This window comes from Chryseobacterium rhizosphaerae (genome assembly GCF_003385455.1).
Classification (GTDB): domain Bacteria; phylum Bacteroidota; class Bacteroidia; order Flavobacteriales; family Weeksellaceae; genus Chryseobacterium; species Chryseobacterium rhizosphaerae.
The window spans coordinates 79,455-106,433 of record NZ_QNUF01000008.1 but is presented as its reverse complement, the minus strand read 5'-3'; the positions used below and the strand labels follow the sequence as shown (position 1 = coordinate 106,433).

Sequence of the window (26,979 nt, the reverse complement as noted above, 5' to 3'; positions counted from 1 at the left end):
TGTTGTCTCAAAGATACTAATTTATTTTAATTGCTTTTCGATCACAAAAACATCTTTTTCTGCTACATCACCAATCTGAATTTCAAAACTTCCGGATATTTTTTGAACCGCCAGGTCATTCCGGGTAAAGATATATTCTGCTTCATGGCGGCAGCTTACAGAATTTTCATTAATGGGAGTTTGTTCAAGATAAATATAGTTTTTATCATAAAGCTGATTGAGATTCCGGTAATCACAGCAACTGCCAGTCTGAATGATTTTCAGAACTTCATTATCTGTAACAGAATCTTTCGGTAAGATCCGGTTATAAAGCTCAAAACGTATGGGCGAAGCATTGGCAATCCAAGGAAGAAACTCATGATAGATTTTGGAGTCGGTCCAGTCTCCATATTGGGCTCTGTAAAAGGATCCAAATAAAAACTGTATAGGAAGTGTATGTTTTATAGCTCCAAGGACCTGTTTTTCATCTCCTGCCTTTTTTTTCATTTGATCGATATAAGAAGCTGAAAGTTCGTCTGTAAAATAGTTTTTCAGCGCTTCCAGTTCCTCTGTAATGACTGTTTCAGTATGCATAAACTCTGCACTTAAAAGTTTGGCTGTTGTATCTATTTTGATTTGCAATGGATATATGATTGCTGCGCAGGCTTTCGCCAAGCTGGAAATTTTGCTGTCTGATTCTTGGCCGTCTTTTTGGGAACCCAATACCTGCATTGAAAAAAAGTGCTGGTCGTTTTCCGTTCTCAGATATTTAAGTTCCACTTGATACTGATAATCTGCCTCTATGTTGAGGTCCCGGTATTTCTGATGCCTAATCTTATAGCTGCCATCCAATAAAGGGACTTGAAGCGGAATCTTTCCATGGGGCGGATGATAGTAGAAACTGTCCCCATTTTCATTAATTTTAGTATTGAGATCCTTTATTTCGTCCCCAAACGGAATATGAAGGAGTGTTCCGGGTTTCAGTTGCACAGGTTCTACCAGTCTGTTTTGCAAGGCACAGTATTTATTATGTACCTCTTTGATATAGTTGGGATTTTCTACTTTCAGGTCAGACGCAATTTTCTCTAGAGTATCGCCTGGAAGAGTCATATACGTGATCATATGATTGGTGTGTTTAATAATGTGTGATGATGGTTATAATAATAGAGAATAAAATTTATTTTACTGTATGAAATTTATAAAAATTTTGACAAAAAAAACCTTCCAGATCTCTGGAAGGTTTTTAATATAATGTGGATAACTTTTTACAGTCCGAATATTCTTGCAAACAGATCCGGGAAAATTCCCAAAACGATAATCAACGCAATAACAACTACTGCAATGATATTATAAGTAAGTGTTACTTTCTCTGATGACTTGAATGTTGATTCTTTAAAGAAGAACATAGCTACAATCAGTCTTAAATAATAAGCGATAGATAGGGCAGAACCTAGTACTGCTACCAATACAAGGAAAGCCGCACCGTTCATAGCCTGGGAGAATAAAGCAAATTTTCCCATGAAACCAGCTGTTAATGGAACCCCTGCCATGGAAAGCATAGAGATTGCTGCTGCAGTAGCCAATAAAGGTTCTGTTTTTGCCAATCCTTTGAATGCTCCGAAAGAAGTTTCTCTCTTTAATTTCTCTACCCAGATTAAGCACATAAAAACTCCTACTGTAGATAATGAGTACGCAAATAAATAAAATGCTAAATTATAAGTAGAAAGGCTGGTCATTCCGAAGAATACCAATCCGATGTATCCGGCGTGAGAAACTGAAGAGTAAGCCAGCATTCTTTTGGCATTGGTCTGGGCAAGACCCATAACGTTTGCCAAAAGCAAAGTAATAATTAAGAATACTCCTAAAACATTGATCCATTCGTGGGTAACCCCAGCAAAACCAATGGTCATTAATCTGAATAGTGCGAAGAATCCTGAGATTTTTACTACACTTGCCATGAAAGCCGTGATTAATGAAGGAGAACCTGCATATACATCAGGGCTCCACATATGGAAAGGTGCCAAAGCGACTTTGAATGCCAATGCACAAAGGATGAGTAATACCCCTAAGATGAACATTACATTCCCAGTGTTTGCTACTCCAAAATCATGGATTTTATAGAGATCAAAACTTCCTGCACTTCCATAGATGAACGCAATTCCGAAAAGTAAGAAACCTGTCGCGAATGCACCCATTAAGAAATATTTGATTGAAGCTTCGTTTGATCTTAAATCAGTTTTGTTGGCTCCGGCCATTACATAGAGTGGTATAGAAAGAATCTCCACACCCAGGAACATGGTCACCAGGTTTTGGTATCCGAAAAGGATGATCCCTCCACATAATGCAAATAGCATCAAAGCATATAATTCTGACTGGTGGCTTCTGTGATTGCTGAATGCAAAACCTCCAAGGAAGAATAACAATAAGGTTGTTACAATGGATATTTTTGTGAATAATGCTGTATTGGCACTGTACTCATACATATGCTTGTAATGGTCGAAGAACGAACATTCCGGCATAAAACTTACGTACAATGCAATGATTAATCCCAAAATCCCAATGTATCTTGCGAATTTTCCTTGTTCAAAAACTCCTGAAAATAACGCAATAACTGCCGTTAGGAAAACAATAATTAAAACACTCATAATATAGATTTGAGATGTGAGATTTGAAGTTTAAAATTCAAGATGTAAGGGATAAGGTTCAAGGTTTGATGTCCTGTCTCTAATCTCTCAGTCTCCTGCCTCTTACGCTCTTCTAATCTCCTAATTTTTTAATTTTTAAATCTTTTAATTTTTAGTTGGCCATCGCCGTGTAGATAAACTTCACTGAACTGCTCACCATGTCTATTACCGGTTGTGGGAAAATACCAAGTAAAATCACAAAAACCGCTAAACTTGCCAATACAGAAAACTCTACACCTGATAAATCTTTTGCTGTGCTTAGAACTGCTTCATCTCCTTCTCCAAACATTGCTTTTCCGTAGAACCTCAATAAATATACAGCACAAAGAATTACCGTAAGACCAGCAATTACCGCTGCTGTTCCGTTAAAATCATATACTGATTTCAATAGAATAAATTCTCCGATAAATCCATTGGTTAATGGAACTCCCATTGAACCTAATATAATGATCAAGAATAACACTGCAAATTTAGGAGCTACTTTTGCTAAACCTCCCATCTGTCTGATATCTCTTGATTTAAATCTCTTGTATAAAATATCACAACAGTAGAATAATCCTACCACGTTGATACCGTGAGCAAAAGTCTGTACCAAAGCTCCTTCAGCACCTTCAACATTGAAGTTTCCTCTTAAAGTAACCACTGCTGAAGCAAAGATCCCTGCCACCATTAATCCTACGTGAGAAAAAGAGGAATACGCAATGATTCTCTTCATATCCGTCTGGATGATAGCAATCAGTGCTCCATGAACAATGCCTACAATAGCAAGAATGATCACAATCTGTCCTGAAATTCCAGCAATAGGAAGTGGAGTAATTGGAAGTAAATAACGCATTACCCCGTACACTGCCATCTTAAGCATGATCCCTGATAACAACATGGATCCTTGAGTAGGAGAGTAGGTATAGGTATCAGGCTGCCATGTATGGAAAGGGAATACCGGTAATTTCACTGCAAATGCAAAGAAAATGAACCAGAATACCACAGTCTGCTGTACTTCGTTAAGTTGTGCATTGTATAGATCTGTTAGGGCGAATGATGCAGAGTGGTTGTACACATAGATCAATCCAGCCAGCATAAACAAAGATCCAACGAATGTATATACGAAAAACTTCGTAGTGAATTCGAACCTTTTATTTTCCTGTCCCCAAAGTCCGGCGATAAACCAAATTGGAATCAATGTTACTTCCCAGAAAATGTAGAACAACAATCCGTCTAAAGAAGTAAAAACTCCTACAAGACCAAATTGCATCAACAGAATCAAACCGTAGAATGTATTTCTGTAGTTTACACTTTCATTGAAAGAAGATAAAATGATAATTGGCGCTAAAATATTAGTCAGCAATAGCAGAAGCATACTCATCCCATCGATACCGAAGTGAAGAGAACTCTTCATAAATTGTGACCAGGGATAATTGATTTCATGCTGCAATACACTATCTACTGTCGGAGTAAAATCGAAATCCGAAAGTATATAAAATGTAAGAAGCATTTGTACCAATGCAATTCCCAGTGCCAAATATTTGCTGGAATTACTCTTCCATGCAAAAACTAATCCCGAACCTACTAGAGGTAAAAGTAATAATGTTAATAATAAACAAGACATTATTATTGTAATAAAAAGTTAACAATTAATATAATTCCCACAGCTAAAGACATGATAAGAATATACGTCTCTACATTTCCGTTTTGAACACGCTTCATAGCTTTTCCGCTGTCTTCAGCACCATCACCTACAAAGTTTACAAAACGGTCTAAGATACCCTTATCAAACATCTTTCCTCCGCGTCCTAATCCTTCAACAGTTTTTACAATCAATGCGTTGTAAAGTTCGTCAACGTATAATTTCTTAGCAGAAAGCTTTTCCCATCCGGTATAGTTTTCCTCTGCAACAGCCATCTTTTTCTTACTTACATAAGTATTTCTAACGATGAACCATACAGTAAAGAACATCACCACTGTAGCTGCCAGTAAGATCATTTCAGTATTAAAAGGTACTCCTGAAAGAGTAGCTTCCATCTGGTTGTAGCTCTGTTCCGTAAGAACCGGCTTCAACCATTCCATCAGTTTAGCATAATGACCGTGACCGATGAAGTGTGGCAGGTTGATAAAACCTCCGATTACAGAAAGAATAGCCAATACGATCAATGGTAATGTCATATTTGACGGACTTTCATGTAAGTGGTGTTTTTGCTCTTCAGTACCTCTGAACTCTCCGTGGAATGTCAAATAGTATAATCTGAACATATAGGTTGCAGTCATTGCCGCTAAAACAAATAAAATTACCCAGTAAACCGGATTTTTAGCGAAAGCTGCTACTAAAATTTCGTCTTTAGAGATCATCCCTGATAATAAAGGGAAACCTGAGATGGCTAATGTTCCGATAAGGAATGTAGCGTGGGTAAGAGGAATGTATTTTTTAAGACCTCCCATGAAACGCATATCCTGCTCGTTACTCATAGCATGGATTACAGAACCTGCCCCTAAGAACAGTAAAGCTTTAAAGAATGCGTGCGTCATTACGTGGAACATAGCTGTTGTATAAGCTCCAAGACCTAAAGCAATAAACATAAATCCAAGCTGTGAAACTGTAGAGTATGCCAATACTTTTTTAATATCGTTCTGACGAAGTGCATAGAATCCTGCTAAAGCTGCCGTTAAGAATCCGATTAATAAAATTCCTCCCTGTACAGTAGGAGCTAAAGTAAATAAGAAGTTTGATCTTACTACCAAATAGATCCCTGCCGTAACCATCGTTGCCGCGTGGATCAACGCTGATACAGGAGTAGGACCGGCCATTGCGTCCGGTAACCATGTATATAAAGGAACCTGAGCAGATTTACCGGTAGCACCGATAAATAAACTGGCGGTGATAAAGATAATCACTGTTCCGTCTAATTCAAATTTTGAAGCATTTTCTGCTACGGAAAGGTAATCTACAGCATTGGTCTGAGCAGCAATCATAAAGATACCGATCAATAATGCAAGGTCACCAATTCTGTTCATAATGAAAGCTTTTCTTGCTGCTTTACCGTATTCTTCGTTGGTATACCAGAATCCGATCAACAGGTAAGAACAAAGACCTACACCTTCCCATCCGATGAATAGGATAAGGTAGTTGCTTCCCATTACTAAAAGTAACATCGAGAAGATGAAAAGATTCAGGTAAGTAAAGAACTTATAGAATCCTTTATCATGACTCATATATCCGATAGAGTATAGGTGGATCAGGGATCCGATACCCGTGATGATCATCACCATCATTAAAGAAAGCTGATCAATCTGGAATCCAAAATTAATTTGTACCCCATTTACTCTAAACCATTCAAAAGCTTTTACGATTACAGGCTGGCTTTCAGAATTGAAATTCATGAAAAGACTTACAGCAATACAGAAAGATCCGAACACTGCTGCAGTGGCCAAAGATCCAACCAATATTTTGGGAAGATTTTTCCCGAATAAACCGTTAATAAGAAACCCTAAAAGTGGTAAAAGTACTATTGCATATACTAAATTCTCCATTCTTATCCTCTTAATTTATTAAATATACTCACATCTACAGAACGGGTATTTCTATATAGCATAGCAATAATTGCCAAACCTACTGCTACTTCAGCAGCAGCCACTACCATAATGAAGAAAACTAAAAGCTGTCCGTCGCCGTTGCCTTTATATGCTGAAAAAGCTGCCAACAAAAGGTTTACAGAATTCAGCATAAGCTCTACACAGCCCAGAATCACAATAGCATTTTTTCTTAGCAATACTCCCATCACTCCCAGGCAAAACAATACCGAAGAAAGGATGATGAAGTACTCCAAAGGGATGCTTTGTATAAATGTATTTACTTCTCCCATAATTTATAAATCTTTTTTACCGATTAATACCGCGCCTACAATACCTGCCAAAATTAGGATGGAAGCAAGCTCAAACGGTAAAACATATTCATTAAACAAAAGTCTACCCAGATTTTTAGTAAGACCCACTCCTCTGTCTACATTTTCCACCACGATGTGGTTGTCTTGTACTCCTCTGAAAACCCCTAATACTCCCACTAAAAGAAGACCTGCTGTAAAAACTCCAACAAATTTTAAAGTATTGTTCTTCTTACTTTCGTCTCCTTTATTAAGGTTAAGCATCATTAGGATGTAAAGGAAAAGTACCATAATGGCACCTGCGTACACTATAATCTGGATAATAGCTAAGAACTGTGCATTCAAAAGAATGTACATTCCTGCAATTGAAAACATCGTGACGATTAATGACAAAATAGCATATAAAGGATTTCTTGCAAATACAAAATAAACAGCACTTGCCACTGCTAAAAACGCCACCAAGAAAAATAAAAACTGATCCATTATTTTACCGCATTTTTTTGTTTCTCGGATTGTCTTGTTGTGATGTCAATCCTTTCATTTATTTTTTCAACTAATTTATCCTTTCCATAGATAAAAGAACCTCTGTTGGTTTCCACGTCTACCAATCTGTCTGTAAGATAGATGGCAGATTTAGGACAAGCTTCTTCACACATTCCACAGAAGATACATCTCAGCATATTGATTTCATATACTGAAGCATATTTTTCTTCTCTGTAAAGGCCTTTTTCCTCTTTGGTTCTTTCAGCAGCAGTCATCGTAATGGCTTCTGCAGGACAGGCTACCGCACAAAGTCCACAGGCCGTACATCTTTCTCTGCCTTCCTCGTCTCTTTTCAAAACGTGCTGACCTCTCCAGATGGTAGTTCTTGGCTTCTGTACTTCCGGATACGAATATACTGCGGGAGCACCCTTTATCACGGTTCTTACAGCATGCTTAAATGTAATCCCCATTCCTGTAAAAATAGCAGGAAGGTAGATTTTTTCAGCAAGGGTCATTTCTTTATTGGAAACAACTTTTGATCTGTTTGTAAGTTTCATTTAATTATAGATATTAGATGTTAGACATTAGATTTTAGACTAATCTTGTCTGTTATCTTAATTATTTAATATTGATGATTGAATATGATACGCTAAAGATAAAGCTTTGATTTCATTATCAAATTTTCAAATCAGCTCATTTTCAAATTTCTTAGTTTGCAAATGCTAAAATTACAGCTCCTGTAATCAATAGGTTTACTAATGCCATTGGGATCAATGTTTTCCACCCTAAGTGCATTAACTGGTCATATCTGAATCTTGGAAGTGTCCATCTGATCCACATAAAGATCAGAATTCCAATTACAGTCTTCGTTAAGAATGCTACGATACTCAAGATACCTGCAATGTTTTCACCCCAGTTCTGAGTTACCCATTCAATACCAGGATAGTTATAACCTCCGAAGAAAAGAACTACCATGAAAGCATTGGAGATAAACATGTTCACATATTCTCCAAACATATATAATCCTAACTTCATGGAAGAGTATTCTGTAGAGTATCCTGTTACCAATTCAGATTCACACTCAGGTAAATCGAACGGGTGTCTGTTGGTTTCTGCTAAGGCTGCTACAAAGAAAACAAGGAAGGCAATTGGCTGGTAGAAAATATTCCAGTTCATACCAGAACCCCAAGGAATTATTCCCCATAATTTTCCAGTAGTTTGACTTTCAGTAATTTCTTTAAGATCTAAACTTCCTGACATCATAATGATGGAAAGAAGTGCTAATCCCATTGCCAATTCATAAGAAATCATCTGAGAAGAAGCTCGGATAGCACCTAATAATGAATATTTGTTATTCGAAGCCCAACCTCCGATCATAATTCCGTAAACACCAATTGAGGCCATTCCGATGATGAAAAGTACCCCCACATCGATGTTGGCTACCTGAAGATCAAAAGAAGTACCTGCAATATTTAAACTTTTACCCCAAGGAATAACAGCTCCCGTGATTAATGAAATAAACATTACCAAGGCAGGTCCCAATACGAAAAGGAATCTTTCTGCATTGGCCGGAGTAAAGTCTTCTTTAAAGAAAAACTTTCCACCGTCAGCAAGAGGCTGTAATAGTCCGAAAGGTCCGGCTCTGTTAGGACCAATTCTATCCTGCATGATAGAGGCAACTTTTCTTTCTGCCCATGTAGAGTAGGCTGCAATCGTTAGCGATAGCAGGAAAAGCGCTAGTACAAGTATAAGTTTAAATGTTATTAAATCCATTTTTATTTAGATATTTAGATGTCAGATACTATATATCAGATGGTCTGAAGTATGGAATCTGAAATCTGATGTCTTTTAATTAAAATTATTTTTCGTCTTTTTCACTGATTTCTTTAGCCATTGGATTGTCTAAAACTCTCAGCTCATCTTTAGGCTTTTCGTAGTGGTTCAATGAAATTACGGAGTGTCTGTCGATATGTCTAGGACCTTCGATGTTCCAGTCTGATAATGCTTTTCTTTCGAAACGGCAGGTATCACAGATAAATTCTTCAACTTCTCCCCACTGGTCTTTTCTTGCTGTTACTCTTACAATTTCGTCACCTTTCATCCATACAACAGCTTTTCCTGAACATTTATCACATTTACAAGAAGCGTTCATTGGTTTTGTAAACCATACTCTGCTTGCAAAACGGGCTGTTCTGTCTGTTAATGCTCCTACAGGACATACGTCGATAATGTTTCCGATGAAGTCATTGTCTAAGGCTTTATTTAAATAGGTAGAAATTTCAGCATGATCTCCTCTGAAAAGAATACCGTGTTCTCTTGTTTCTGTAAGCTGGTTTGCTGTAAGCACACATCTGGCACAAAGAATACAACGGTTCATGTTCAGCTTGATGTTGGGTCCAAGATCATCAGCTTCGTAAGTATTTCTTTCGAATTCTGTTCTTGTACTGTCTACACCATGTTCATAACCTAAGTCCTGAAGGTGACACTCTCCTGCCTGGTCACAGATAGGGCAGTCCAGCGGGTGATTAACCAATAGGAATTCAGTAACCGCCTTTCTTCCTTCCTGAGCTTTCTCAGAAGTAAGGTTTTTTACTTCCATACCGTCCATTACATTGGTTCTGCAGCTTGCCACTAATTTTGGCATAGGACGAGGATCGGCTTCAGATCCTTTAGATACTTCCACAAGACAAGTTCTGCATCTCCCTCCACTGGTTTCCAGTTTGCTGTAATAACACATCGCTGGAGGTACAGATTTTCCACCGATTTGTCTTGCAGCTTCCAAAATAGAAGTACCTGGCAAAACTTCAGTAGTTTGTCCGTCTATAGTTATTGTGAATTTTTTAACTTCTTCGCTCATATTGTATGCTTTAAGCTTTATGCATTCAGCAATAGGCTTTGTTATTTATATTTTTTCGTATTAAATGTATATCCAATTCCCGCAAGGACCTGTCCGAAAACAAAATCCTGTCGTGCCTTGTCAGGTTTATTATTTAATGTAGTTTTGATATCCCACATATTAATATAACCGGCTTTTCCTTCTACTCTTAGCATCCAGTTTTTCCAGAAAACTAAGTTAAGACTGGATCTGATATCGGTTCCCATACCTGCAACGTGAAAACGGTCACTTCTTTCATTTCCAAAAAGTTTGACATTACTTTTAGGAAACATAAACCCAATCCCGGCACCATAAGACCATACTAAATCTATATTTTTCTTATGAATAAGATTTTTGTATTTCTCAAGACCTAAATTTTCATAATTTAATCCGTCTGTATGTTCAAAAGTAAGGAACTTCTCATCTGCCAGATTTACCTGTCCGTTTTGCACCATTGCTGCATATTCAGGATCTGAAATATGTCCTTTAAAGTTAACAGTTTGATTTTGATCCATCACATATTTCATGTGGTCAATCCCTAAAACAAGTGCTAAATTATCTTTAATAAAATATCCTATTCTGAAATTATACTGCGTTACGGTAAACCAACTTGGATCAAAATAAACAATTCCAAATTTTGTAGGTCTGTCTTGTGCTGATACGTTATTCAATTGAAAATCGTACCCGTTTCCCGTAAAATGGATGTCAGAATTACTGAACGCGCCTCTGTTCCAACCATAGAAAACGAAAACCTGACCTTTCTTACTTAATGGATTAGGCTTCTGTTTTTTTTCTACTTGATCAGCAGGAGCTATTTCCAGTTTATATTCTTTCTCTAATGTATCTTTTTTAACCTGCCCAAAAGCAAGTCCCGACATCATTAAACCAACAACTAATAACTTCTTCATTTTAACTATGCATTTTTTTCTACAGCCGGAATAGGATCTGCATAATGTGCCAATCCATAATTTTGTGTCTGAGACAATTCAGGGTTTTTTACATGCCACTCAAATTCATCTCTGAAATGACGGATTGCTGCTGCAACCGGCCAAGCTGCTGCATCACCCAATGGACAGATTGTGTTTCCTTCGATTTTTCTCTGGATATCCCAAAGAAGATCGATGTCTTCCATTTTTCCTTCTCCTTTCTCGATTTTCTTCAAAATCTTGTACATCCATCCCGTTCCTTCACGGCAAGGCGTACATTGTCCACAGCTTTCGTGGTTGTAGAATCTTGCCAAAGTCATGGTGTGATCTACAATACACTGGTCTTCATCCAAAACGATGAAACCTCCTGAACCCATCATCGTTCCGGTAGCAAAGCCACCATCTGCCAATGATTCATAGTTCATATATCTTGGTTCTCCGTTTACTGTTCTCAGTAATAAATTAGCAGGAACAATCGGAACAGAGCTTCCCCCAGGGATACATGCTTTTAATTTTTTTCCGTTGGCTATACCTCCACAATATTCGTCAGAGTAGATGAATTCTTCTACTGTAATCGTCATATCTATTTCGTATACACCAGGTTTATTGATATTTCCACAAGCTGAAATCAGTTTCGTACCCGTAGATCTTCCCACTCCAATTTTAGCATATTCAGCACCTGTAATATCAATGATTGGAACGATAGCTGCAATAGACTCAACGTTGTTTACCACTGTTGGTCTTTCCCAAAGTCCTTTTACAGCCGGGAAAGGTGGTTTTAGTCTTGGGTTACCTCTTTTTCCTTCAAGAGATTCAAGCAATGCAGTTTCTTCACCACAGATGTATGCTCCACCACCTCTTTGAACATAAATTTCACAATCGAAACCTGTTCCCAGGATATTTTTACCTAAAAATCCTGCTGCTTTAGCTTCTTCAATAGCTTCTTCTAAAATATCAGGAATCCATGAATACTCTCCACGGATGTAGATATAAGAAACATTGGAACCCAAACAGTAAGATGAAATCAACATTCCCTCAATCAATAGATGAGGAAGAAACTCCATTAAATATCTGTCCTTGAATGTTCCAGGTTCAGATTCATCCGCATTCACAACAAGGTGTCTTGGAACACCTTCAGGTTTTGCCAAAAAGCTCCATTTCATTCCTGTTGGGAATCCAGCTCCACCACGTCCTCTTAATCCTGAAGCTTTTACTTCTTCAAGAATTTCGTCAGGAGTCATCTTCAAGGCTTTTTCAGCTGCCGTGTAACCTCCCTGTTTACGGTATGTTTCAAAGTAGCGAATACCTTCTATATGTGCGTCTTTAAGTAAAAGTTTTTTACTCATTGTTTATTATGCTTTTAGCGGTCAGCTATTGGCCTATGGCTTTTAGCTTATGGCTATTTTTAATTTGTTAAAATTTATTTAGTCTAAAGCAACCTGTCCCTGTCTGCAAAGATCAAGGATTTCATCTACTTTTTCTATCGTTAAATTTTCATGAAAGAATTTCCCCAGTTGTAACATTGGTGCATATCCACATGCTCCAAGACATTCAGCAGGCTTTAATGTAAACATGCCATCTTCGGTAGTTTCTCCATCCTTAATATTCAGTTTGGTTCTGATATGATCAAGGATTTTTTCGCTTCCACAAACCATGCAAGGTCCGGTTCTGCAAACTTCCAAAACATATTTACCTACCGGCTTCATATTAAACATGGTATAGAAAGTAGCCACTTCATATACTTCAATCGGCTGGATACTTAATAGTTCGGCAACATAATCCATCACAGGAACATCTAACCATCCTCCGAATTCTTTCTGTGCTAAGTGAAGTACAGGAAGAAGAGCAGATTTCTGTCTTCCTTCAGGATATCTTGCGATAATTTTATGTACCTGTGCTAAACTTTCCGGTTTAAAAGCTATTGTTTCGCTCATTTTATTTGGTTGTAAAATGTACATTGTACAAAGTACAAAGTATTTATTAACTGTTTATTTTTTTTCAAGTACATTGTACATCCTACATTGTACTTTTTACAATTTTATGCGTCTAATTCTCCCGCAATAATATTCATACTACACATCGTTACAATGGCATCTGAAATTACAGAACCTGTAATCATTTCAGGATATGCCTGATAGTAGATGAAACATGGTCTTCTAAAGTGAAGTCTGTAAGGGCTTCTTCCTCCGTCACTCACAAGATAGAACCCTAATTCTCCGTTTCCACCTTCTACAGCGTGGTAAACTTCTCCTTTCGGTACATCAGTTTCTCCCATTACGATTTTGAAATGGTAGATCAATGCTTCCATCTTTTGATATACATCTGCCTTTTCCGGAAGATAAAAATCAGGAACATCCGCATGGAATGGCCCTTCAGGAAGATTTTCGTATGCTTGTTTGATAATTTTAAGGGATTCCCAGATTTCCTGCTGACGAACCATGAAACGGTCGTAAGTATCTCCTGAAGTTCCTACAGGAATAATAAAGTCGAAATCTTCGTAGGAAGAATAAGGTTGTGCAACTCTTACATCATAATCTACACCTGCTGCACGTAAGTTTGGACCTGTGAAACCGTAGCTTAAAGCTCTCTCAGCAGAAATAGCTCCTGTACCGATGGTTCTGTCCATGAAAATTCTGTTTCTTTCTAATAAAGTACCGAATTCTTTAAATCTTGCCGGGAAGGTTTTTAAGAAATCCTGCAATAGCTCATGGAATTTTGGAGTGAAATCTCTTTCAAATCCTCCGATTCTTCCCATGTTGGTAGTCATCCTTGCTCCACAGATCTGCTCGTACATATCGTAAATACGTTCTCTTTCGATGAACATATACGTAAGACCTGTAATAGCTCCGGAGTCCATTCCGGTTACCCCATTACAAATCAGGTGATCACCGATTCTGGCTAATTCCATTAGGATAACACGCATATAGTCTACACGCTTTGGAACTTCTACACCAATCAGCTTCTCTACTGTCATGTGCCAACCTAAGTTATTGATAGGGGCAGAACAGTAATTCATACGGTCAGTAAGGGTCGTAATCTGAGAATAGTTTCTTCTTTCAGAAATTTTCTCAAATGCTCTGTGGATATAACCTACCGTTTGCTCAGCATGAAGAATTCTTTCTCCATCCATTGTTAGGATATTCTGAAAAATCCCGTGAGTCGCAGGGTGAGTAGGTCCTAAATTGAGGGTATACAGTTGTCCGTCAATTTGTTCCTTACTTTCGTACTGGTTTAGTATATTAGATAATGAGTTATCTTTCATAATGATTGCTTTTAGCTATTTGCTCAGGCTATTGGCTGGATGCCACTGGCCATTCGCTTTTTATCTTCCAAACATATTATCGTCCTTGTCGGTTCTTGTACCATCTTCAAGTCGATATTCTTTCAACATGGGGTGGTATCCAAGATCTTCCATATTCAGGATAGGTCTAAGATCAGGATGTCCTTTAAATTTAATTCCATAGAAATCAAAAGTTTCTCTTTCCATCCAGTTAGCTCCGGCATATAATTCTACAAGAGAATCCACTTCGATATTTTCTCTGGACATGAAGATTTTCAGACGTAATCTGAAGTTGGCCATCATATTATGTAAATGATATACGACACCTATTTCCTTGTCCGGGAATTCAGGATAATGAATTCCACAGATATCAGTAAGGAAGTTAATTTCTAATGATGAATCTTTAAGATAGTGGATAATCTTCTTGATATCTTCTTTCTTTACCTCAATGGTCAGCATTCCATACGGCTCTGAACTTGAAATAACAGATTCCGGAAATTCTCTGGTGATCGCTTCTAATACAAATTCGTTTGTCATTTCCGTTTAGTTGCTTATGTTGTAAGAATCTAATAATTTCTGATATTCAGGCATGTCTCTTCTTCTGATGCTTTCGCTTTCTGCAAGAGCCTGTACCTGCATTACCCCTTCAATAATCTGTTCTGGTCTTGGAGGACATCCAGGAACATAAACGTCAACCGGAATAATTTTATCAATTCCCTGAAGCACGGAATACGTATCAAAAATACCACCGCTGGAAGCGCAAGCTCCCACTGCCACTACCCATTTAGGCTCAGCCATCTGAGTATATACTTCTTTTAGGACTGGTCCTAATTTCTTTGATATAGTTCCACAAACCATCAGCATATCTGCTTGTCTTGGAGAGAAAGAGTTTCTTTCCATACCAAATCTTGAAGCATCATAAGTAGGGTTCAGGGTAGCCATAAACTCGATACCACAACAAGAGGTTGCAAATGGTAACGGCCAAAGTGAAAACTTTCTAGCCATACCGATTACACTGCTCAGTTTTGTTGCGAAAAACCCTTCTCCTTCATATCCTTCGGGAGCAGGTGCATCTGTTCTTATTACTGGTTTTTTATCTGACATTTTCTTTGATTAAATATTTAAAGATTAAAGCATTTAAAAATTTAAAATCATTCCTGATTTTTTTGATGATTAAACCATTCAACCTTTTAATGTTAAAATTTATTTATCCCAATCTAGTGCACCACGCTTCCAAACATAGAAAAACGCCACGAAGAAAATCGCAACGAATGTAAGTACAGCCAAGAATCCTTCTAAGCCGAATTCTCTGAAGTTTACTGCATAAGGATAAAAGAATACGATTTCAATATCGAATAGTACGAACAATACCGCAGTCAGGAAGTACTTGATAGAAAACGGTGTTCTCGCATTTCCCTCACTAGGAACTCCACATTCCCAGCTTTGGTTTTTCACAGAATCTCCTTTTTTCTGTTTTGGACCTAAGAAATGTGCTCCAAGTAAGGAAACAGCTACGAATGCTACTGCTACACCTGCCTGGATAAGGATTGGAATATAACTTTCAGGTAAATTCATTTTTGCATTATTATCTCAATTTGCAAATTTAGCGAATAAACAAGAAAGCATGAAATTAATCAGCTTAAAAGTCGGATTAAAATGGAGAAAAAATACAATTTAGAATCAATAAAAATAAGGAGTTATTTCTTCATTTTTTTAAGAAGAGCATATGCCATGAATGAAATATATCCAAAAAGAACGCTGGCAAACACGATATTAATTATTGTGTTTGTTCTGTCATCCTGCGACTGGAAAAAGAAGTTGTAAGCAATAAAGCCGGAGATGAGAATAGCAAAAATAATAAGTTGCGGTTTCATAGGATAAAGATAAGAAAATTAGTTAGGAAGTTCCGGATTTTTGAGGAGGGTTGGTTTGAGGGTGGGAGAGTTTGGGGATAAGTGAGTGAAAGGATAGAGTCATTATAATTCTACCCTTCAGACTCAATACTTATAAACGATTGATGCAGTATACTTTTTGCATCGTATTACTCATTATTTACCTGTAGAGAATAGGTTCTTCTCCTTTTATGATTGACCGGGTTGTAATCCTGCCAAAGAAGCTGAACGCTTTTATTTTCTTCCAACTCAGGATTGGTTTCTGCGAAATTAATTCCCATGCTTGTAAATCGTACGAAAATTTCTTTGAATATAATTGCCGTTACACCACGTCTCTGATATTCAGGGTGAATTCCGATAAGATAAAAGTTGGCACGGTCATTTTTTTTGCCGGCCTGTAAGAAATGCCACCATCCGAAAGGAAACAGCTTCCCTTTTGACTTTTGTAAAGCTTTTGAATAGGAAGGCATTGTAATAGCAAAAGAAACCAGTTGTTTATTTTCATCTACTACGCAGATTACGTAGTTTTTATCGATAAATGGGAAGTATTTTTCTTTATATGTTTTAATCTGCTCATCCGAAATCGGCGTATAGGTGGATAGATGTTTATATGTTTCATCTAATAGTTTAAACATAGGTTCCACATAAGGAAGAATTTCTTCTTTTGATTTGAAATTAAGAACACTAAGTTTGTATTTCTGAGCAATTAAACCACTGAATTTTTCTACTTTTTCAGGAAGTACTTTCGGGAAGTTCATTTCGTACTCTACCCATTCCTTTTCCTTAGTCAATCCAAGGTTTTCAAGGTGTTTCGGATAGTAGGCATGATTATAAATTCCAATCATTGTTGCCAGTTTATCAAATCCCATGGTCAGCATTCCTGCTTTGTCAAGATTGGTGAAGCCCATTGGTCCTTCGATCATATCAATTTTATGTTCTCTGGCGTAATCGGTAGCTGTCTGAATTAAAGCTTTTGAAACTTCAGTGTCGTCAATGAAATCGATCCATCCAAAACGTACTTTTTTAATGCCTAATTCTTTTTCTTCTTTATGATTAATCATTACAGCAATTCTTCCAACCACTTTGCTATCCTTTACTGCGAGAAATTGTTTGGATTCTGAATATTGTAAGGCCGGATTTTCTTTTGCATCCCAGATTTTCATTTCGTCTTTAATAAAGGATGGAACATAGTACGGATTATTTTTGTACAGATCCATAGGAAATCTTACGAATTGCTTGAGTTGACCGGCTGTTTTTACTTCAATAATTGAAACCTTAGACATAATTTTTGATGGTAATTTAAGGACAAATATAAATAATAATATCGTATACTTTGGCACAGTTTTTATATCATTATGAATAAAAATTAAACACAAAATCTATATAAAATGACGGGTTATTATATCATTATTGGTATTTCAATGTTGGTGAGCTGGTGGGTTTCCTCAAGGTTGAAATCTAAATTTGAATATTATTCCAATGTACATCTTCGAAATGGTCTTTCGGGGAAAGAAGTAGCGGAAAAAATGTTGAGAGATAACGGGATTAATGATGTTCAGGTAATATCTGTTCCCGGGCAGTTGACGGACCACTATAATCCGGCAGATAAAACCGTAAACCTCTCTGAAGGGGTTTATATGCAGAGAAATGCTGCGGCTGCGGCAGTAGCCGCTCACGAATGTGGACATGCCGTGCAGCATGCTGTAGGATATTCAATGTTGAATTTACGTTCAAAGCTTGTTCCTATCGTTAATATAAGTTCTAATCTGATGCAGTTTGTACTTATTGCAGGTATTGCGGTAATGGCAGCATCAAGAAGTATTGAGAATCCAAACGGAAATACGACAGTTTTGGCGATTGGTGTGGCTATGTTTGCCATGACAACGCTTTTTGCTTTTGTAACACTCCCTGTGGAATATGATGCGAGTAACAGAGCTATGAAATGGCTTAAAGATACGGGAACTGTAACCACGGAAGAATTCGTTGGGGTGCAGGATAGTTTGAAATGGGCAGCAAGAACTTATGTAGTGGCTGCTTTAGGTTCCCTGGCGCAGCTTCTTTATTGGGGCTCCTTACTTCTTGGTGGAAGAAGGGATTAATCTTTAAATTCAAATGTAACATATTGCATCTCGGATAGTTTTTCCGAGATGTTTTCTTTTTGAATGAGTTTCAACGAAGCAGTAAGGATACAGTTTTCATTAGCATCAAAATTCAACACTTTAGCATCAAATCTTGAAAGCAGAGTAAATATGGTATTTTGCTGATTAAAATTAAATTGAATCTCGATTTGAGTTTCCAGTTCCTTGGTGATAATACTGGCTTCTTCTAAAGTCATCTTGGCTGATTCTTTATAAGTTTTCACCAATCCGGACACTCCCAGCTTGGTTCCTCCATAGTAGCGCACGACAATAACAAGTACGTTGGTGATTTCGTGGGCTAATAGCTGATTGTAAATAGGTAATCCTGCGCTTCCTGAAGGCTCACCGTCATCATTGGCCCGATAATTTTCTCCATTCATTCCCATTCTGAATGCATAGCAATGGTGGGTTGCTTTTGGGTGTTCTTCCCTAACTTTTTCCAATGCAGTTTTCAGTTCACTTTCATTATTTACAGGGTATGCAAATCCTATGAATTTACTTCCTTTCTCTTTTATTAAAGTGTTTTCTATGGGTTTTTCTATGGTTTTGTATTCAAACGTCATCCTCTCAACAATTGCTGGTGCAAATTTAAAACTTTAAAATTCACTATGTATGTAATATCAACGAAAAATTTAATAAATGAAAAAAGAGCGTTTCCGCTCTTTTAATCTTATATATTGTTTCCGTATTCTAGCATGGGAAAGATCCGTCAAGCCATGGTGGTGGACAGCTCATGCTGGAAGGAGTAGGGCAACAATGTTGTAATGAAGGAGGATAATAAGAGCAACATTCAGGTGCGCTACCTCCCGCTAGTTTTTTTAAACTCTGTCTTGAGATTTTCTTTAAATTTTTCATATAATATTTATTTGTAGAAACTAATATAGGGAATTATTTCATTTCTACGTGATAAAATACTTTATTTTAATTTAAAAAAAGAAACTGTATTATCTCTATAACTTTCAATTCTAGTGGCTGTATGATTAAAGATCGGTGCCTTAGTCCCGTTTTCTAATTTCAAATTCTCATTTTTAATCACAATGGATTCGTCCCAAAGATTGGCATCAATGAACTGTTGTAAAGTAAAACGCCCTCCTTCTATAATAACAGATTGGATCTGTTCTTTATAGAGTTTCTCCATGAGTTCCTGTAGGAAATTCTCTTTTTCAATTCTGATGAATTGAATATGCTCTTCAGTTCCTTCTTTAATAGAATTTAAAACCAATGTTCTGGCTTCCTTATTGTAAATTTTGAAGGTATTCGGAACTTTCAGATCAAAATCAATTAATATTCTTACAGGATTTATACCTTCTGTATTCCTTACCGTAAGGCTGGGGTTGTCATTCAAAGCTGTTTGGGTTCCTACCAGGATAGCATGTTCATCAGCTCTCAGCTGATGGACAAACTGATTCACTAAAGAATTTGAAACAGCAGTCGGTTTGAAGTCTTTATCCAGAAAACCATCACCCGATTCTGCCCATTTTAAAATAATGTAGGGTCTTTTCTTTTCATGATATGTGAAAAATCTTTTATTCAGGTCAATGCATTCTTTTTCCAGAATTCCTGAAACGGCTTCGATGCCGGCATCCTGAATAATTTTCTTTCCTTTTCCGTTGACTTTATCATGGGAATCCATAGCTCCGATAACTACCTTTTTAAAGCCCAATTCTTTAATCTTTAAAGCACAGGGAGGTGTTTTTCCGTAATGGGCACAAGGTTCCAGGGAAACATAAATGGTAGATTCCGGAATAAGGTCTTTATTTTTAACTGCATTGATTGCATTGATCTCAGCATGGTTTTCTCCTGCTTTATGATGGTAGCCTTCACCAATAATTTCTCCATTATGAACAATGACACTTCCCACCAAGGGGTTAGGATAGGTTTTACCCAGTGCTTTTTGTGCCAGTTCAATGCATCTCTTAATATAAAGTTCGTCTTTATTCATAGGTGTAGAAAAGAAAAGGCGAAGACAAATTGCTTTGCTCCGCCTTTATGTATTGTATTAGAATTTAATCTCCTGTAATGATGTTGTGAAGATTCTGTTTTAATGTTTCCAGATGAGCTTTCTTTTCATCAATCGTATTGTACGTATCTCTTAAAAGAGGATTCTCTCTTGATGGCTTAGTAAAGAAGGCAAGGTTGTTTTCCAGTTTAACGATTTCTGCTTCAAGATCTGAAATCTGATTTTTGATCTTTCTTGCTTTGTCGGTAAGCTGGTTTTCAGATAATCCTTCTTCTTTCAGCTCAAGCTCATTGATCTTATTGATTTTTAATTTCTCTCTTAAGGTCTTGTTGAATTCAGAGTTGATTGAAATTTTATCTCTCGGTACTTTTCCGATATTATTCCAAGACGTTTTGATCTGCTCTATTTTCTCAATACTTCCGTCTTCATCAGTCACCATTTTCAGTTCATCAAGAAGAGCTTTTTTATTTTTATAATTTTCCTTCCAGTTGTCTGTAGAAGTATTGCTTTTTTCTCTGTAATTATTAAAGAAAGCATTACATGCATCACGGAATTCATCCCAAATCTTATTGGTCATGCTTTTAGGAACATGGCCGACTTTTTTCCAGTCTTCCTGAAGTTTTTTGAATAATGGAACTACAATATCCCATTCCTCATTATTCATATTGTCTTTGGCGGTCTGTATCAGTTTTAATTTTTCTTCAAGATTAGCCTGTTGAGAACCTTTTAAAGACTTATAATAGTTGTTTTTTGTTGTATTGAAACCTCTCAGTATGGTTTTAAAATCATTCCAGTTTTGATTGGAAAGTTTCCTTGGAACACTTCCTGTTTTTAAGAAATCAGAACGAAGGTCTTCCACTCTTTTGATAGAGTTTTGCCAATAGTTGTGATTAGGGGTTTCAGCAGGTTCAGACAGTTTCTTGATTTCAGCAATAATCTGATTTTTCTTTTCAAGATTAACATTTTGTTCCTGTTCGATCACTGCGGAAAGTTCAGATTTTCTTTCGTGAATTTTATTGGAGATTTCTTTGAATTCTTCCCATGTTTTTTCACGGAATTCTTCTGCTACAGGCTCTGCTTCTTCTTTCCAAAGTTTATGAAGATACTGCAGCTCATTTAAAGCTTTCTGAATGACAGGTTCATTTTCAAGCTCCTGAGCACGGGCAATGATGTGTTGTCTCTTTTCTAAATTATGGCTGTATTCCTGCTCCAAAAATTCCTTATTAAGATCCAGCATTTGATAAAACTGGTTTAAATGGTGGAAATAATTATTGTTAAGGATTTTAAACTCAGATTTTGCAACCTGGCCTGCCTTCGTCCATTCTTCCTTGATCTCGCGGATGGATTTGAAAAGATTAACTCCCGGTTCAGAATTGGTATAGAGATTTTTAAGTCTTTCAATAATATTCTGACGGTGTTCCAGATTTTTTTTCTGCTCTTCTTCCTGTCCTTTTTGGAAATCATCATGCTTTTCTCTGAAAATATTGACTAAAGCAGAGAATTTAGCTTGTGAAGGGTGTTCGTAACTGAAATTTTCAGAGGGATTTCCACCTTCTGTGTATTCATGTTTTTTATCTTCCACTTCATCATGAATGTAATGACTTGCTTTTTCCTTCAGCAGATTGAATCTTTTGAAGTTTTCACCGGCATTGGGAGTGTTGATGATTTTTTCCATTTCCTTCAGAGCGTCTGTCAGGGAAATTTCAACAGCATCATGGTCCTCCAGGTGCTCAGCATCATCCTCATGGGGAATTACATCATGAGAATCTTTATTTTCTGATGTTTCCTGAGATACTTCGTTCGGACTTTTCTTTTCTTCGTTTTCAGAAAGATTGTTTTCTGTAGTCATAGCAAATCTTTTATGTGAGTGGCGTTAATAATATCCTTTGAATATAGCTATAAAGCCAATTAAAGCACTAATTTATGTTATTTTTTTTGAAAATTCCAAATTTCCCAGGCTTTTTCTGCTTGTTGTTCAAGCATATAATAACCGTTGACTGTTTTTGCTCCTTTTTCTGCGGCATTGATAATAAACTTCGTATAATTCGGATTATATATTAAATCGATTACCAGGTGATCCGAAGAGATTGCATCGAATGGAAAGCTCAGGCAGTCTTCAACATTGGGGAATGTACCTACAGGAGTGCATTGAATGATAATTTTGTGTTCCTTAACCGTTTCCTGATCCAGGTTTTCAAAATTAATTTCTGTATTTCGGGAGATTATTTTGGAAGGAATATTGTTTTTATCAAGGATATATTTGACAGCTTTGGCAGCCCCTCCGTTTCCTAAAATTAAAGCTTTATCCTGGGTAGGTTGCTTATGTAGGAAAAGGGTTTTTTCAAAACCAAACGCATCGGTATTGTAACCTGTCTTTTTTCCGTCCCGAATAAGAACACAGTTTACTGCTCCAATTTTCTCGGCTTCATCACTGAGTTCATCCAGATAATCGATGATTTTTTCTTTGTAAGGAATCGTAACGTTGAATCCTAAAAGTTCAGGAGAAGAAAAAAGATGTTCTACTTCATCAATTTCGTTCAGATCAAATATGTCGTAAGTAAAGCCTTTAAGCATAAGCTTTTGGAACTTGTTTTCGAAGAATTTTTTAGAAAAAGAATAGGAAATATTACGTCCTATCAATCCTAATTTTTTATTGGAATCCATTGATCAAAAATAAAAAAAAAGACCGGATAAATCCGGCCTTTGATTTGAAATATTTTTAATATTTATTCTACTATGAATTTTGTGGTAAAATGATCTGTTTTCAGAATGTAATTTCCTTTTACCAATCCTTTAAGATTGATCTTATTTGAATTTTTGAAAGGACTTACAATCGTTTCAATCAGTTTTCCTGAAAGATCATAAATTTCAGCTTTTGAAATTTTAGTAAGATTTTCTCCTTTTACAAACACTTCGTTATTTCTTACCGGGTTAGGGTAGATGGTGAATTCTGACTTGTCTTTTTTGATTTCAGAAGTTGCCAAAGTATTGAAGCATGTCCAGCTTAAGTCATCTAAAGCAGGTCTGTCAGTTGTAGAGGAGTTTGTAAATTTAATGGTAACATTCCCACTTACATTAATATTGTTTATTGTAGTGGTTGTAGCTGTTGAGCTGTAAGGAATTGCTCCTACGTTAACGTCGTTTACAAAAACATTTATAGTACCAGCATTTCCTGAGAACTTTAACTGAGTTGTTAAGGTTAAGCTTTGGATTCCTCCAGAAACAGTAGAGCTGGTTAAAGTCCCATTTCTTATTGTAATAGCTTTTCCATTAATTGTTTGATCAATTCTTGCGTCTGTTGCAGTCCATGTTATACTATTATTAGTCCATACTCTTGTATCATAGGCTGGAGTCGTAGAAGTTGGAATGTTGGTGAAGTCTTCAGTTCCACAGCTTCCACCTACAGGTCCGTCAAGGGTAGTTGCTGATGCTATATTACTTTGTGTAGAAGCATTTCCTGAAGCATCTTTAGCAATTACATAGAAATTGTATGCTGTAAGCGGAGACAATCCTGTAACAATTGTAGAGGTGCCGGATACAGTTGTTTTAAGAACTCCGTTGGCATAAATGTCATAGCCTATTACTCCAATATTGTCTGTAGAAGCCGTCCAGTTCAATGCAACAGTGCTTGAGGTAGGATTTGTGGCTGCTAAGTTGGTAGGAATGGTAGGAGCTTCCGTATCAAGAACCGGAGTTCCCCAAACCATATTTACATATTCCGGATGATCAATATATGGGTTTCTATTTCCCTGAAATGTATAGGTAGCATTATTTCTTCTGATTTCAGCTGATGATACAGGGTCTTGTGTATGCCATATGATAAGTTGATTAAGCTCCCAGTTCTGAAGTCCAGGATAAGCAGAGCCGCCCAGCATATTTCCTGTACCAAATCCGGAAAGTTGAGTTTCATATCTTGTTACAAAGTAGAAAATCATTCGGGCTACATCTCCTTTAAACTCGTCAATTGGTTCAAATACTACTCCTGTAAAGCCTGGTGATGCAGAATTTCCTCTTTTAGATCCATTTTGTGAATTATAATTGGCAGTTGCCACTTTTCCAAAAGGTAAATCTCCTCTCTCTCCATTTACTTTTCCGTCTGTAGCTCTTACGAAGTGAGCATCAGATCTCATAGGTAACCCCTGATTAAATAAACTTTGAGGAACGATGTGTTCTCTGTTGTAGCAATGCCCTTCAGGACCACTGGTTCCACTACATTGCGAAGATCCGTAAGGATAGCTATAATTATCTGGACCAATAGGGAATTCAGAGTAAATGTCTAATATAGTTCCATCATTATCGTAGTCATAATCACGGTCAGTGGTTTGATATGCGGTCCACAAATCATTATAAGAGAGATTGGAGGCGTGTCCGGTGGTAATGATTTGCTTCAGTGCTGATTTAAGAGGTGCATTTGTTAAACCTGCCGCTGCATTGTAATAATTGGCAGGTGGTTGTGCTAGAGCGCTGATGAATACCAGGCTTAACAGAAAAAAAGATAGAATTCGTTTCATTTTTTTTAAATTGGGGCGTAAAGGTATGAAAAAATGAAATCCGAAAAGATTGGTGTTATTAAATTTGTAGACTCAATATATTAATTTTTAGTAATATACTCTTTGCTGATTTTTGAGAAGAACCACGAAATAGCAATTCCAAACAGGGAAGCGGTAAGTGCTACGATGAAATAATTCTTTCCTACAATTTTCACCGGGAAAGGAAGTACTTCATTGGCTCTGAAGAATTCTGTATAAAGCTGGAAATAGCAAAGTGCTGTTCCAACAATCAATCCGGTGAAGACCCCTGAAAGGACAATGAGAATTCCAGTGTAGAAATAAGTTCTTCTTAAATGGCTTAAAGGAAAGCCCAGTGATATCAATGATTTTGCCTGTTCTTTTTTATCAAGCTGCAGGATAATAATGGCCCCTGCAAGATTAAAGGTGGTAATGAAAATAACCAGTGCGAAAATTAAATAGATGAACATTTTTTCCGTGTTGATCATCTTCCAGAAGGCTGCATTTTCTTCTTCTTTGGTTTTTATTTCAATACTTTTTCCGAGAGCAGAAAGAAGATTTTGCTTTACGGCATCTGCATTTTCCGGATTTTTTAGTTTAATAACAATTTGGTACGCAGATTTTTTAGGCAGGCTAAGCAGTTCCTCAGTAAGTTCAATAGGAGAAATAATATAATTGTCCAGTTGATCCTTTCCAGGAAAAACTCCCGTTACCAGAATGTCTTTTTTATTATAAATATCTTCTTCCTTATTGATGATCCCCGTTCCCGGCTTCGGCATAAATACCGTTGCATAATGATTGGATGAATCTACCGGAATGGAAAGCCTGTTGTCCAGACTATTTTCCATTAATACCTCATTAGAATACTTGAAACTAGGATACGTTCCGTAGAAGACATCTTTATTGATCGGATTAACTTTTACATAAGCGGAATCAACCCCTCTTAAGTAAGCGATATCGCCTTTTCCATTGAAACTGATGTATATTTTTTCTTCAATAACACGGGAAAAGCTGCTGACTTCCTTATTACTGCTTAATGTCTTATTAACCTTATCCAGGTTTTTAATGGTCTTTCCTGAAACACTTTTTAAGGTGAGATCAGCATGCAGATTGGAAATAAGATCTTTATTCAGGTCTTCAAGGCCCGAAAAAACAGAAATAATGACGAACATTGCAGTTACCGCAACCGTCATAGCCCCTGCCGAAAGCCACGTAATAAACGTAACGGCAGTACTTCCTTTTTTAGCCAAAAGGTATCTGGATGCTATGTAAAATGCAATATTCTTCAAGATCTATAAAACAGGATTGTCGCCTTCGCCTCTTAATTCTCTTTCCAATTTTTCAACATCATCAAGAGCGGTGTCCAGATAAAAGTTAAGCTGTGGGATGATACGTACCTGTTTTGCCATTTTCTGGCCAATGAAGTTTCTGTATTGAGGTTTGTTTTCTTCAATCTCCTTCATTACTGCAGTACGGAATTCCTGAGGGAAAATGCTTAAATAAATTTTAGCAATTCCTAAGTCAGCAGTTACCTTTACATCTGATACGGATACCAATATACTTTGCTTGCTTTCTGAAGCCTGTTTGCGGAAAAGCTCTGCGAAGTCTTCCTGAATAATCTGTGCTACTTTTCTTTGTCTGTTACTTTCCATAATTTATGCAAATTTAGTACTTTTGTTTGAATTGATACTTTCAAATTCAGCTGCAGTATCAAATTTACGATTTAATTATATTTTATTTGTATTTATGAAGCTAGAACATATCGGTATTGCCGTAAAATCTTTAGGAATCTCTGACGAGCTTTTTACCAAACTATTAGGAAAGGAATCCTATAAAAAAGAAACTGTGGAAAGGGAGGGTGTCGTTACTTCTTTCTACGAAACAGGTGAAAGTAAAATTGAGCTGCTGGAAGCCAGTAATCCTGAAAGTCCCATCTCAAAATTCATCGAAAAAAAGGGCGAAGGCATCCATCACCTGGCATTTGGTGTTGAAAATATCCTGGAAGAAGTAAAAAGATTAAAAAAAGAAGGATTTCAGTTTATCTCTGAAGAACCGAAAGAAGGTGCTGATAACAAATTAGTTGTATTCCTCCATCCAAAGTCTACAAACGGCGTGCTGGTAGAACTTTGTCAAGAAAAGCAATAAAAAATTTTGTAGTGAAAGAATTTTTACTATTTTTGCAAACACAAAATTTAACCAAGTTTTGAGGTCCTATAGCTCAGTTGGTTAGAGCACCTGACTCATAATCAGGTGGTCCCTGGTTCGAGCCCAGGTGGGACCACGAAAGTGAAGAATAGATTTCTTCAAAAAATTACAAAGCCCCTATTTTAGGGGCTTTTTTTATGCTTTGTTTCGTCACCATTCGTCATCGTTCGTCAGAAT

Annotated in this window: 28 protein-coding genes and 1 tRNA gene; 3 read left to right on the top strand and 26 right to left on the bottom strand. The window is 36.9% G+C overall.

The window, feature by feature from the left end:
* Positions 1 to 21: 21 nt before the first annotated feature.
* The 18 genes from DRF57_RS09240 to DRF57_RS09160 form a co-directional block, all read right to left on the bottom strand.
* A complete protein-coding gene (locus tag DRF57_RS09240) occupies positions 22 to 1,101 on the bottom strand; it encodes a hypothetical protein (RefSeq protein ID WP_123863306.1) in 1,080 nt (359 codons plus the stop codon).
* A gap of 143 nt (positions 1,102 to 1,244) precedes the next feature.
* On the bottom strand, positions 1,245 to 2,624 hold the full coding sequence (locus tag DRF57_RS09235) for an NADH-quinone oxidoreductase subunit N (RefSeq protein ID WP_047494337.1): 1,380 nt from the start codon (positions 2,622 to 2,624) through the stop codon (positions 1,245 to 1,247).
* A gap of 151 nt (positions 2,625 to 2,775) precedes the next feature.
* Positions 2,776 to 4,269, bottom strand: coding sequence for a complex I subunit 4 family protein (locus tag DRF57_RS09230; RefSeq protein WP_047494340.1), 1,494 nt, complete (start codon positions 4,267 to 4,269; stop codon positions 2,776 to 2,778).
* Between the two features lie 2 nt (positions 4,270 to 4,271).
* The gene (gene nuoL / locus DRF57_RS09225) at positions 4,272 to 6,185 is read right to left on the bottom strand and encodes an NADH-quinone oxidoreductase subunit L (RefSeq protein WP_084086807.1); all 1,914 of its coding nucleotides are present in this window, start codon (positions 6,183 to 6,185) and stop codon (positions 4,272 to 4,274) included.
* 2 nt (positions 6,186 to 6,187) lie between these two features.
* Positions 6,188 to 6,517, bottom strand: coding sequence for an NADH-quinone oxidoreductase subunit NuoK (gene nuoK / locus DRF57_RS09220; RefSeq protein WP_047494345.1), 330 nt, complete (start codon positions 6,515 to 6,517; stop codon positions 6,188 to 6,190).
* 3 nt (positions 6,518 to 6,520) lie between these two features.
* Positions 6,521 to 7,018, bottom strand: a complete 498-nt coding sequence (locus DRF57_RS09215; protein ID WP_047494349.1) for an NADH-quinone oxidoreductase subunit J family protein — start codon at positions 7,016 to 7,018, stop codon at positions 6,521 to 6,523.
* Positions 7,018 to 7,575 (bottom strand): NuoI/complex I 23 kDa subunit family protein, encoded by a 558-nt coding sequence (locus tag DRF57_RS09210; RefSeq protein ID WP_040996950.1) that lies wholly within the window; start codon positions 7,573 to 7,575, stop codon positions 7,018 to 7,020. Before DRF57_RS09210 ends, DRF57_RS09215 begins: the two co-directional genes overlap by 1 nt.
* 151 nt (positions 7,576 to 7,726) lie before the next feature.
* Entirely contained in the window at positions 7,727 to 8,791 is a 1,065-nt protein-coding gene (nuoH, locus tag DRF57_RS09205; RefSeq protein WP_047494352.1) for an NADH-quinone oxidoreductase subunit NuoH, read from the bottom strand.
* An 85-nt stretch (positions 8,792 to 8,876) separates the two neighbouring features.
* Positions 8,877 to 9,875: a 2Fe-2S iron-sulfur cluster-binding protein gene (locus DRF57_RS09200; protein WP_047494355.1), complete on the bottom strand. Its 999-nt coding sequence runs from the start codon at positions 9,873 to 9,875 to the stop codon at positions 8,877 to 8,879.
* Positions 9,876 to 9,916: 41 nt separating this feature from the next.
* Positions 9,917 to 10,801, bottom strand: a complete 885-nt coding sequence (locus DRF57_RS09195; protein ID WP_047494358.1) for a hypothetical protein — start codon at positions 10,799 to 10,801, stop codon at positions 9,917 to 9,919.
* 5 nt (positions 10,802 to 10,806) lie between these two features.
* Positions 10,807 to 12,165, bottom strand: coding sequence for an NADH-quinone oxidoreductase subunit NuoF (gene nuoF, locus DRF57_RS09190; protein WP_047494361.1), 1,359 nt, complete (start codon positions 12,163 to 12,165; stop codon positions 10,807 to 10,809).
* Between the two features lie 78 nt (positions 12,166 to 12,243).
* Complete coding sequence (locus DRF57_RS09185) at positions 12,244 to 12,753, bottom strand: NADH-quinone oxidoreductase subunit NuoE family protein (protein WP_047494364.1); 510 nt, start codon at positions 12,751 to 12,753, stop codon at positions 12,244 to 12,246.
* Positions 12,754 to 12,857: 104 nt separating this feature from the next.
* Positions 12,858 to 14,081, bottom strand: a complete 1,224-nt coding sequence (gene nuoD, locus DRF57_RS09180) for an NADH dehydrogenase (quinone) subunit D (protein WP_047494369.1) — start codon at positions 14,079 to 14,081, stop codon at positions 12,858 to 12,860.
* A gap of 60 nt (positions 14,082 to 14,141) precedes the next feature.
* Positions 14,142 to 14,636: an NADH-quinone oxidoreductase subunit C gene (locus DRF57_RS09175; RefSeq protein ID WP_084086804.1), complete on the bottom strand. Its 495-nt coding sequence runs from the start codon at positions 14,634 to 14,636 to the stop codon at positions 14,142 to 14,144.
* A gap of 6 nt (positions 14,637 to 14,642) precedes the next feature.
* Positions 14,643 to 15,203, bottom strand: coding sequence for an NADH-quinone oxidoreductase subunit B (locus tag DRF57_RS09170; RefSeq protein ID WP_002983540.1), 561 nt, complete (start codon positions 15,201 to 15,203; stop codon positions 14,643 to 14,645).
* 99 nt (positions 15,204 to 15,302) lie between these two features.
* Positions 15,303 to 15,674 (bottom strand): NADH-quinone oxidoreductase subunit A, encoded by a 372-nt coding sequence (locus tag DRF57_RS09165; RefSeq protein WP_047494375.1) that lies wholly within the window; start codon positions 15,672 to 15,674, stop codon positions 15,303 to 15,305.
* 122 nt (positions 15,675 to 15,796) lie between these two features.
* Positions 15,797 to 15,973 carry a hypothetical protein gene (locus tag DRF57_RS23895; RefSeq protein WP_167449357.1) on the bottom strand — a complete coding sequence of 59 codons (177 nt, stop codon included), beginning with the start codon at positions 15,971 to 15,973 and terminating at the stop codon, positions 15,797 to 15,799.
* 167 nt (positions 15,974 to 16,140) lie between these two features.
* The gene (locus DRF57_RS09160; protein ID WP_047494379.1) at positions 16,141 to 17,274 is read right to left on the bottom strand and encodes a GTP cyclohydrolase; all 1,134 of its coding nucleotides are present in this window, start codon (positions 17,272 to 17,274) and stop codon (positions 16,141 to 16,143) included.
* Between the two features lie 105 nt (positions 17,275 to 17,379).
* Between DRF57_RS09160 and DRF57_RS09155 the strand changes: the two genes are divergently transcribed.
* Entirely contained in the window at positions 17,380 to 18,090 is a 711-nt protein-coding gene (locus tag DRF57_RS09155) for a zinc metallopeptidase (protein ID WP_047494381.1), read from the top strand.
* Here the strand turns inward: DRF57_RS09155 and DRF57_RS09150 are convergent.
* The 8 genes from DRF57_RS09150 to rbfA all read right to left on the bottom strand — a co-directional run bounded on the left by DRF57_RS09150 (position 18,087) and on the right by rbfA (position 26,249).
* Positions 18,087 to 18,692 carry an IMPACT family protein gene (locus tag DRF57_RS09150; protein WP_047494386.1) on the bottom strand — a complete coding sequence of 202 codons (606 nt, stop codon included), beginning with the start codon at positions 18,690 to 18,692 and terminating at the stop codon, positions 18,087 to 18,089. The two genes, DRF57_RS09155 and DRF57_RS09150, sit on opposite strands and share 4 nt — an antisense overlap.
* Positions 18,693 to 18,819: 127 nt before the next feature.
* Positions 18,820 to 18,984 carry a bacteriocin-like protein gene (locus tag DRF57_RS23600; RefSeq protein WP_157969882.1) on the bottom strand — a complete coding sequence of 55 codons (165 nt, stop codon included), beginning with the start codon at positions 18,982 to 18,984 and terminating at the stop codon, positions 18,820 to 18,822.
* Between the two features lie 61 nt (positions 18,985 to 19,045).
* On the bottom strand, positions 19,046 to 20,071 hold the full coding sequence (ribD, locus tag DRF57_RS09145) for a bifunctional diaminohydroxyphosphoribosylaminopyrimidine deaminase/5-amino-6-(5-phosphoribosylamino)uracil reductase RibD (protein ID WP_115918133.1): 1,026 nt from the start codon (positions 20,069 to 20,071) through the stop codon (positions 19,046 to 19,048).
* A 64-nt stretch (positions 20,072 to 20,135) separates the two neighbouring features.
* Positions 20,136 to 21,938 (bottom strand): DUF349 domain-containing protein, encoded by a 1,803-nt coding sequence (locus DRF57_RS09140; protein WP_047494392.1) that lies wholly within the window; start codon positions 21,936 to 21,938, stop codon positions 20,136 to 20,138.
* A gap of 77 nt (positions 21,939 to 22,015) precedes the next feature.
* Positions 22,016 to 22,753, bottom strand: a complete 738-nt coding sequence (locus DRF57_RS09135) for a shikimate dehydrogenase family protein (protein ID WP_047494395.1) — start codon at positions 22,751 to 22,753, stop codon at positions 22,016 to 22,018.
* Between the two features lie 62 nt (positions 22,754 to 22,815).
* The gene (locus DRF57_RS09130) at positions 22,816 to 24,600 is read right to left on the bottom strand and encodes an endonuclease (protein WP_115918131.1); all 1,785 of its coding nucleotides are present in this window, start codon (positions 24,598 to 24,600) and stop codon (positions 22,816 to 22,818) included.
* An 80-nt stretch (positions 24,601 to 24,680) separates the two neighbouring features.
* Positions 24,681 to 25,886: an ABC transporter permease gene (locus DRF57_RS09125; RefSeq protein WP_047494401.1), complete on the bottom strand. Its 1,206-nt coding sequence runs from the start codon at positions 25,884 to 25,886 to the stop codon at positions 24,681 to 24,683.
* A gap of 3 nt (positions 25,887 to 25,889) precedes the next feature.
* Entirely contained in the window at positions 25,890 to 26,249 is a 360-nt protein-coding gene (gene rbfA, locus DRF57_RS09120) for a 30S ribosome-binding factor RbfA (RefSeq protein ID WP_027373534.1), read from the bottom strand.
* A gap of 94 nt (positions 26,250 to 26,343) precedes the next feature.
* On the opposite strand from rbfA, the gene mce reads away from it, so the two are divergent.
* On the top strand, positions 26,344 to 26,742 hold the full coding sequence (gene mce, locus DRF57_RS09115) for a methylmalonyl-CoA epimerase (protein WP_047494405.1): 399 nt from the start codon (positions 26,344 to 26,346) through the stop codon (positions 26,740 to 26,742).
* A 62-nt stretch (positions 26,743 to 26,804) separates the two neighbouring features.
* Positions 26,805 to 26,878: transfer RNA gene (locus DRF57_RS09110), tRNA-Ile, on the top strand.
* Positions 26,879 to 26,979 lie beyond the last annotated feature (101 nt).